The following is a 5,810-nucleotide window of genomic DNA, read 5'->3' as shown; positions in this document are numbered from 1 at the left end:
CATAAGCCTATCCTCAAGCCTGTGCTTGAGCCTTCCTGCTTATGCTGAGTGTCCGGTCGAAAGTGGGGGCAGTTCAAAGAGATAGGAATTGACGCCTACGCGCGTTTCCTGCAAGGGAATTCGCTCACCAGATGCGTAAACTCGACGGTGGACGAAAGGGCAGAGCAGGCGCAAGCAATCTTAGCTTGGCGGGATGACGTCAGAGTTTATTCCGGTTCGCTGAACTGGAACATGTGAATGATGCTGATGTCTTCTGATTTACAACGGGTAATCGCGCGGGAGATAGCTACCGATTTATTCGGGCAGAGAGGGGGACTGGGGTTACAGGCTGATCAGTAAGGACTCGAGTTATTGCTTACGTTATTAATAGTTAGGGGCTGATAATCCATCGTTGATTTCATCTTTCCTTAGATCATAACCTGGTTATCATCCCCCAACGGCTGATATCGCGTTTTCGTTGTTGGTCTCTGCCCCAGATCTTTTAATGGTGTTAGTCGACTTGCCCGTTGCAAAAAAACCAGCATGACGGAGCCACCAGTAAAACACTTGGTAGAAAACCGGCGCAATCAGAAAGACCGTTGTGGTGCAGACAACGCCAAATATAATAAAATTATCGTACGGGGACGATCCTACATTAATGGACCAAATCTGCCAGCAGCAAGAAATTACATAAGCATGACTCAGGAATACAGTGAAAGAATACTTGGAGTATTTCTTAAGTAATACTCCTACTTTTTTATCATGTATCAGGTCGGCTAAAATCCAGAAATAAAATGGTCCAAATATAGTTAGCGTGCTCTCAATATAGTTAAATGAAGATCTGCTGATGAAGTACGAGAAAGCGACGATGCAGGCAGTTGCAGCGCCCGTACCCAGGATAATGGAGCGATGCATTGTACTTGGTTTCCAGCTGTCCAGGCTATGAATGGATGCAAAAATTCCAAATAAAAACCAAGCGTAAATATCAAAACGAAATATGAATGGGAGCTGAATATCGCTAATGATAACTAGCGCGCTTAATATAAAAACCGCATAAGACAGATTTCTATACGTCGCCAATTTGACAAATATCGGCACAAGGCAAAAACAAATAAACAATTCCCTTAAAAAATATAACGGTCCGTTAGCTGGTACTGTATCAATAGAAAACAGAGCATTCAGCCAAGCCCAAGTCTCACCTTTAAATAATGGCAAGTCTCGGCGTGACTCCCATCCATGTGACTGCGCCCAGTAAATCAGTGTTGCGAAAGCGAAGTTCCAGACGACCATAGGAATTATGATCCTGGCCACCTTCTTTTTGAGCAAACCATTAAAACCGTATTTTTTAAAAGACGAGACTACCAGAAAACCCGAAATCACGCTCAGAAGCGGCATGCCGATAGGTGACATCACCGCAGTAAGCGTCAAACGAAGCACGTTCCAGGCCGTGAAATCGATCTCTTTGGAGGTCGGATTGTACAATGTCCAAGGGACGTGTGCGCTTACAACAAGTGCAATCAGCAAGGGGCGCAATACAGAAATTTTCGATCGTGTATCGTGATGCATATAGTCCGCTTGCCTCAAGTCAAATATCAATTAAAATTTCAATTGCTTAACCATGCAGCGAATGAGAGGCATTCCACCACAAGTGCTACCGCCGTAGTGCCCTTTTAGGGGTGGCCGATAGTCGTTAGATCGCGTGGGTCTATCGCTATGATTAGCTACCTACGGCCAGCCAAGGATGTCGCATCCTCATCTCTACGATGAGGTCATTATGATTGTTTACCGTGTCAGTCCTCAACATAGAAGTTCCATGTACTCTGTAGCGACAAAGAATCTGGGGAATAAAAATTGCATCTAGGCCGCTATCAACAAACTTGCACCAGAAGTCATAATCTTCCCACCCCCCTTCCATGTGGGTATATCCGCGCACGGTCTGCCATGCTGACGTGGAGATGAGCGCCATCGCATCTACGTAGTTGTTCTCTCGGAAAAAATCAGGCGACCAGTAATCGGCGTATCTAAGGCCGGACACATCACCGAAAAACTCGAGTTGAGTGTAGGCCGCTGCATATCCTTCGTCTAATACCCAAGGCGCAAGAACTTCAATTGCTCGTGGATAGATCATGTTGTCCGCGTCCATGATAAACAGCGCGCGGGTATCGCTGGCAGCAAAAGCGGTGTTTCTGGCTTGCGCAAGTCCCTGATTAAATTCATGGCGAACAACAGTGGCCCTGACAAACCTTTCGCTATTGCGTTTTGTCCACAAAATGGCCCGCTCAAGCGAATTGTCCTTTTGAGAACAGTCGTCTACAATCATAAGTGAAAGATTTCGGTATGTCTGGTTTTTAATGGATTCAAGACAATCCAATATCTCTTTCTCGTAATTATAAAGACTCACTGCAACAGTAATGGTGTCGTCATTTGACGTGTGCGAAACATGATCAAATTGCAGATTGTACTTTGAGCGGTAAATTCGGTTAAGCATCGGTGTTGTCCGCGATGAAGTTCACAAGGGTTTCTGCATTCGAATGCTCGAACTTGTTATTATTCAACATGGTTCGATTCGCTCTGCGGATGGCCGCGGCCTGTCGCTGGCCATCCAGATCGTTTAATAGCCAATCAACCGCATCTCCGACGTGACGAGCATTGACTTGAATATAGTGGACGCCCGGCTTGTAGAGAGGATGTTCAAGGCAGTGGTCGCTGATGACTACGCAATCATTGCCGATGCCCTGTCGAGCGATTCGATGCCACTCGAAATAAGGCATCACATCTCGATGTATGTTGAGATATATCTTCGATTTTTGCGCAATCGCTTCGGCTACTTCAGTTAAGCTTTTATCAAGCCCGGCAGTTAAAGGGGTGGACCTGCGCCTATAATAAATGAATGAGTTAAGGCCTGCTATTCTAGGTGCGATTCTACCAAGAGCTTTTTCACGTCGAGGGCTTTGAGCACCGAAGAAGGATAGATCTATGGGGCGGTCGTGCCACTCCGGTTTATCCTGAAGGTTCGGCACCGCCTTGAGAAGAGGATGTTCCTCAATTGAGGCAAGATCTACCCGCGTAGGTTTGATCGCTGGCTCCCAATGGAGTGCTGGCATGTTCGCCGAACGAAAAATAGAGGCGCTTTGGTTGCATATATCTATAATTGCAGCTGAACTCAGCATTTCTGGAAGAGCAGAAGAAAACCACTGGGTCTGGAGCTGTTCGGTATTGTAGGCGATACAATTTTTCATAAAAGCTGGATTGAAGTATTTCGGCCCAGCGTTCAATAGAAAAAACTCGTGCGGAGCAACGACAATTTTGGGTTTTGGATTTAAATAATCTCCGTCCGCCTCATTTTTAAGGGTAACCTCAATATTACATAATTTAATCGCATTATAGACTTCTCTGGCAATCTCATCCATAAATACGTTGCCAACGGAGGAGACATATACATCTACCGATCCGGGCCTTCTACCATCGCTGTTATTAGCGTTCGTTACCGGTGTGCCCGATATGCTGGTCGCAATTTTAATTGGATCGAAAATACGACGCCCTTCCTTGGCGCCGTAGTAAACAACATGCGTGACGGGATCCGTGCCGACAATATCAGGATTTTGTTTTACGTACCAATCCGGTTGGAAAATTGGGAGGGACCGGAGACGTTTTGCTGCTACTGATAACATTTAAAGACGACCGTTGAATGTCAGAAGAATGAACGAATTTTGCGGAAGGGCTTCGTATATCGCCAACTCTTCGAAGACTGGAAGGCTTTCAACCTTTCGCGAAGCAAAGAAAGCTCATCATCTGTCAAAGACTTGCCCGGCAGCGCACTGTTGTCCGCTTGCTTTCTAAGCAATTCAATGTCGTTCTTCAAAGCGGACAATTCTGCCTTCAAAAGACCGGTGTCCGAGTTATACTGAGTGGTTAGTTGTTGTATTTGAAGTCTTAATTTGCGGCGGGTCGAGTTGTGCAAATCCCTTTCTCGATCTAATTTTTTCTGAAGGGTTTGGGCATCAACAGTGGGTATTTTCGCCAACGCTGTGGCGCCAGCCGGGGAGGTTGCTTGCTCCTCAAAAACTACATTACTGAACCGTCCCTTGATCGAATGCTCGTACACCGCTCGGTTCTTAAAATAGTTGTTTGGGTGCATCGTGACTTCTCGGCCCAGCAAAGCTGACATGATTGCCACATGCAGGCGATCAGTTTTAACTTCCTTGTACTGCGAGAGAAATTCGGCCATCGATATAACCGCGGCTTTTACGAAGGCGGGATTTGTCCAAACGTCGCCATTCCAAGCCAACGATATGTCCATGTTGTTTTGATCGTGCTCTCCTCCCAGCGACTCCCCATCGATCCTCATTGCGTTGAGGCAACCACTGCCTGACACCTTCGCCTGTTCAAAGTGTTTGGGGCTCAGATATAAAGCAGCATCCTGACATAAATGGATTCGGTCGTTGCGACCGCCCACTGCAGTACAATGTTCGAAAGAAATCTTTTCCCGACAGAAAACGGTGAGATTGTTGTGAGTTTCCATTATAATATCATCATACCCGACAATAGATTGCGGGAGTAATATTACTCGGTTAGTTTCACGGTGTTCCCAAATTAGTTTGGCAACGTCTTCGTATCTACCCTCCACCATGTTGCCGCCGCCGCCGATGAAGATTATCTCGCCGTCCAACCGCTCATCTTGCCGATGGGTAGTGTAGTTGATTCCAAAGTGGTCGAGCAGTTGCATGGTTGCGTATGTGATGAGCCCGTCCCCCAGATTGCCGGAATGGGGGAAGAAGCGCACACTAGCTTGCGAATAATTTCGAAGCTCTAAAAGAAGAGGGTCATTGTCTGGCAAGTAAAGGTTCATGATAGGTCTAGACTCGATAGCTCTTGGGCACTAGGAAAACTGAGCGGAAATAGAAACCTATTTTCCCCGTTTGTTTTTGTTCGGTGTGTCTTCATAAGAGATAGGGTTTGTTGTTTTTCGGGTCCGTAAAAATCCGACCAAACCTACTATCAGTGTGAACACTGCGAGGGAAATAACCACGCTGTTAAAAATGATCATGTCCTATTCGCCCATTAACCCCGTCTGTTTTTTAGTCCATCGGCGGCAAACGCAACCGGAATTTGTGCGGAAAGTCTCCGCTTTTGCAGCAACTCCGGACTTACAGCAGCCCCGATTATGCGTCTGTCGGCAATCAATTGCGCAGCGGTTATTCTCAAGCGAACCAAGGGAGGGTGATAATGATCTATCCCGCCTATGTATGGTCACCAAAGAAGTCGCGGTTTGTTTTTGGCCGCCCTGATTCTCGCATTGCATTGGATGCACCACCCAAGTTGTAGGGGGTTTAGCTTGTATATTAGAAAATGCAACACGTTTTTGCCACAATCGTAAAATAGTCGCATTTTATCACGTGCCGATTGCGCCGGCTTTTTCACTTTTAAAAAAACCTCGACACCGGAGTGTCGAGGTTGCGCCGGAAAAGCGAGCGCTTAAACTGCGCTTATCGATCGGCTCACAATTAAGGGCATATGCAACCGGTTGGCACAGGGTTTGCACTGTCCAGCCGTGAGCATGCCGACACCCATTGAGCCGTGATACGTGCGACAGAAATCTCTTTTGGAAACTGCAGCCATCACCCATCGATGATAGGTAGACCGCGTTTGCGGTTTACCTTCAAGGACATCCCCCCGGAAAAGAAAACGTTCTTCGCGTATATGAGCGCCGTCTTTTGGCGACCGTCGATCGCAGGCCAAGGTCGACGGCACGGCAGCTAAAGCATGTCGCTGTTGACCGGATTCGGGATTCCCGTTTGGCTTGATTTGTGATTCTCATGTCCGTTTTCAAG

4 protein-coding genes are annotated in these 5,810 nt (G+C 46.8%); all 4 read right to left on the bottom strand.

Annotation, left to right across the window (positions count from 1 at the left end):
- Window positions 1-426: 426 nt before the first annotated feature.
- The 4 genes from JNC63_RS21775 to JNC63_RS21760 all read right to left on the bottom strand — a co-directional run bounded on the left by JNC63_RS21775 (window position 427) and on the right by JNC63_RS21760 (window position 4,828).
- Entirely contained in the window at window positions 427-1,545 is a 1,119-nt protein-coding gene (locus JNC63_RS21775; RefSeq protein ID WP_346484527.1) for an acyltransferase family protein, read from the bottom strand.
- Between the two features lie 151 nt (window positions 1,546-1,696).
- Window positions 1,697-2,467: a glycosyltransferase family 2 protein gene (locus tag JNC63_RS21770; RefSeq protein ID WP_374846771.1), complete on the bottom strand. Its 771-nt coding sequence runs from the start codon at window positions 2,465-2,467 to the stop codon at window positions 1,697-1,699.
- Window positions 2,460-3,650 carry a CgeB family protein gene (locus tag JNC63_RS21765; protein ID WP_157796416.1) on the bottom strand — a complete coding sequence of 397 codons (1,191 nt, stop codon included), beginning with the start codon at window positions 3,648-3,650 and terminating at the stop codon, window positions 2,460-2,462. The genes JNC63_RS21770 and JNC63_RS21765 overlap by 8 nt, the downstream gene beginning before the upstream one ends.
- Window positions 3,651-3,670: 20 nt before the next feature.
- Window positions 3,671-4,828, bottom strand: coding sequence for a polysaccharide pyruvyl transferase family protein (locus JNC63_RS21760; protein ID WP_374846770.1), 1,158 nt, complete (start codon window positions 4,826-4,828; stop codon window positions 3,671-3,673).
- Window positions 4,829-5,810 lie beyond the last annotated feature (982 nt).

The sequence above is a fragment of the Brucella ciceri genome (genome assembly GCF_041930145.1).
In the GTDB taxonomy this organism is placed as follows: Bacteria; Pseudomonadota; Alphaproteobacteria; order Rhizobiales; family Rhizobiaceae; genus Brucella; species Brucella intermedia.
The sequence above is the reverse complement of the archived record's forward strand: the minus strand, read 5'-3'. Positions and strand labels throughout refer to the sequence as shown.

Coding starts and splice junctions, on each gene's coding strand:
- JNC63_RS21775 (WP_346484527.1), bottom strand. CDS start 1,545: ATGCATCACGATACACGATCGAAAATTTCTGTATTGCGCCCCTTGCTG.
- JNC63_RS21770 (WP_374846771.1), bottom strand. CDS start 2,467: ATGCTTAACCGAATTTACCGCTCAAAGTACAATCTGCAATTTGATCAT.
- JNC63_RS21760 (WP_374846770.1), bottom strand. CDS start 4,828: ATGAACCTTTACTTGCCAGACAATGACCCTCTTCTTTTAGAGCTTCGA.
- JNC63_RS21765 (WP_157796416.1), bottom strand. CDS start 3,650: ATGTTATCAGTAGCAGCAAAACGTCTCCGGTCCCTCCCAATTTTCCAA.